Source organism: uncultured Gimesia sp. (genome assembly GCF_937919775.1).
Classification (GTDB): domain Bacteria; phylum Planctomycetota; class Planctomycetia; order Planctomycetales; family Planctomycetaceae; genus Gimesia.
In genome coordinates this window covers 1-2737 of sequence record NZ_CALFPF010000202.1, presented here as the reverse complement: position 1 = coordinate 2737, position 2737 = coordinate 1, and the positions used below count along the sequence as shown (strand labels likewise).

The window sequence follows — 2737 nt, the reverse complement described above, 5'->3', positions numbered from 1 at the left end:
CCTCGGATATTAACGATATCTTATACTAAACACAACTTATTTATCAATATTTATAAATTTACTCCTGTGTAATCTCTTGCCTATCTGTTTGTATGTAACCCTATGTGAAATATTCACTTAACCAGAAAAACCCTTTATGTACAGACGCCTGCAGTGACCACAGCCAGTGGTGGATCCCCTTTGATCGAACGAGAAGTGAACCGTCTGGGAATTCACAAGACGATTTCGGTGCGGCGGGTTGATTGAATGTTTCATCGTGCCGCACAATCAGGCTTCTCCCCATTCGGAACCCAGCCAACCGATGGCGTCGGACGAGATGACTGCCGGTCCCCTGCCGAAGTGACTCGAACCGGAAGAATTGATTCGGCGTGAATGGTGTAAATGGATCCGGTGGGCTCAACGCGTGCATTGATCGACCAAAAACAAACTGCGCGAAACTTATCCTTGATCGCCGTGTTTGATTAGAAATAATACATTGACGTGATATCAATTCTGCCGGGTACGAAACGCCTCTGCACACCAGACAGAAATCCCCGGGAGACAGACATGACTCGAATTTCCTTCACTCTGATCGCACTGCTGGCGGTCGTCGCTTTCTCCAGCGAAACAATCTCAGCACAACAGAATCGCCCGAATGCACCGCGCAATCTCCGCGATAAAGTGATCGAATATCGCGATCTTGAGTACGCGCACGTGGATGGTTCTTCCCTGCTGCTTGACCTGTATCTGCCCCAAGGGGTCAAAAATCCGCCGTTGCTGGTCTGGATTCATGGCGGGGGCTGGCGCAACGGTGACAAAGGGCGTGGCGGCAAACTGGTTCCCCTGGGAACCGACGCCGGTTATGCCTGTGCCAGCATTAATTATCGCCTCAGCGGCGAAGCAACGTTTCCCGCGCAAATTCACGATTGCAAAGCCGCTCTCCGCTGGCTGCGTGCACATGCGGAGAAATACGGCTATGATGCCACCCGCATCGGCGCAGGAGGTTCCTCAGCCGGCGGTCATCTCGTCGCGCTGTTGGGTACGAGTGGGGGAGACAAGGACCTCGAAGGAAAAGTCGGCGGCAATCTGGATCAGTCGAGCAGCGTGCAGGCGGTCTGCGACATGTGGGGGCCAACGGACTTCCTGCAGATGGACGCCCACGCCGTTCCGCAATCACGTTTGAAACATAACGATCCCCGCTCACCCGAATCCTTACTCATCGGCGGCCCGATTCTGGAAAACAAAGCCAAAGTCGCGCAAGCCAACCCGATTACCTACATCGACAAAAACGATGCCCCGTTCCTGATCATTCACGGCAGCCAGGACCCTGCGGTCCCCGTGCATCAGAGTCACCTGCTGCATCAGGCATTGAAGGCGAAAAATGTTCCCGTAAAATTGCACATCGTCAAAAACGCGGGTCACGGCGGTCGCGAGTTTAACACCCCCGAGATCGACACCATGATTGTGGAGTTCTTCAACAAGAGTCTGAAGCAGGCGAAGAAGTAAAGCTGCAGAATAAAAACAACCAGCACTCACGCAGTTTGTGAAACTCGATTGAATGCTCTGGAAGGAATGCGGAATAAACGTCATACTATGCTGCTTACAGCTTGTCGTGAAATTTTGCTTCTATCATCAGAGATAAGGACGAACGGATGTCGCCTGCTCAGGAATCGGGTTCTGTGAATGCGTCGGGGCACAGCCGTCGCTATTTTCTCGCAGCGGGAGCTGGCATTGCAGCCGGGATGCTGCCGACGCTTGTTTCAGCGCAGGCACAAAAAGGAGCCACGATGAATTCTCGACCGAAATGTCTGTTCTTTGATGTCAACGAAACGCTGCTCGATCTGGACGCCATGAAAGTGAGTGTCGCAGAGGCGCTGGGCGGCCGGGCTGATCTCTTGCCACTCTGGTTCACGACGATGCTGCAGCATTCGCTGGTCGCGACAGTCGGCGATCATTACGACGATTTCGGCGTGATCGGCGCCGCCACGTTGCAGATGGTGGCCCGCAATCAGGGCATTGAACTTTCCGACGAAGCCGCGAAACAGGCGCTCGCGCCGATTCGTTCGCTCCCCCCGCATCCCGACGTGAAGCCGGCGCTCGAACAACTGAAGCAGGCCGGTTATCGCATGGTGACGCTGACGAATTCCTCGCAGGCCGGCGTCGATGAGCAGATGAAAAACGCCGGCTTAACGGATCTGTTCGAGGTTCGATTAAGTGTCGAAGAACTGCAGATGTTCAAACCGCACAGCCACGTTTACAAATGGGCGGCGCGAAAAATGAATGTCCCCCCGGAAGACTGCATGCTGATCGCCGCCCATGGCTGGGACATCGCCGGTGCCCTCTGGGCCGGCTGGCGCGGTGCGTTCGTCGCAAGACCCGGCGCCCAACTTTATCCGCTGGCGAAACAACCCGAAATCAACGAACCCGACATGCAACGCGTGGCCGCACAGTTGCTGCAACTGGGAACCGACTGTTGTTCGTAATTCACGACTACAAATCAGAAACAAGCAACCCAAAGTCATCCGAATTGGTTATTTTCCAACTAAAATATTCAACGTTGTGTGCTACTGTCGGCTGGCCCGACAGTGCGCGCGGGTGAGCAGGTGGTAACGGAAATACCTCACGAGAAGAAGAATCTATTCGTCGGTTGCATTACAAAAAGTATACTGAATCTAAGTTGCACCAGCACTGTCGGACAAGCCGCAATACTGTTCGGCACGGAATTTGCGCCCTGTGGCGGGTAAGTATAAAATACTGC

General features: G+C 53.7%; 2 protein-coding genes. Both read left to right on the top strand.

Translation table 11 applies throughout. The annotated features are described in order from the left end of the window. Nucleotides 1–546 precede the first annotated feature (546 nt). Nucleotides 547–1485: an alpha/beta hydrolase gene (locus Q0294_RS05310; protein WP_299461648.1), complete on the top strand. Its 939-nt coding sequence runs from the start codon at nucleotides 547–549 to the stop codon at nucleotides 1483–1485. Nucleotides 1486–1631: 146 nt separating this feature from the next. Further along, entirely contained in the window at nucleotides 1632–2462 is an 831-nt protein-coding gene (locus Q0294_RS05305) for a haloacid dehalogenase type II (protein WP_299461646.1), read from the top strand. Nucleotides 2463–2737 lie beyond the last annotated feature (275 nt).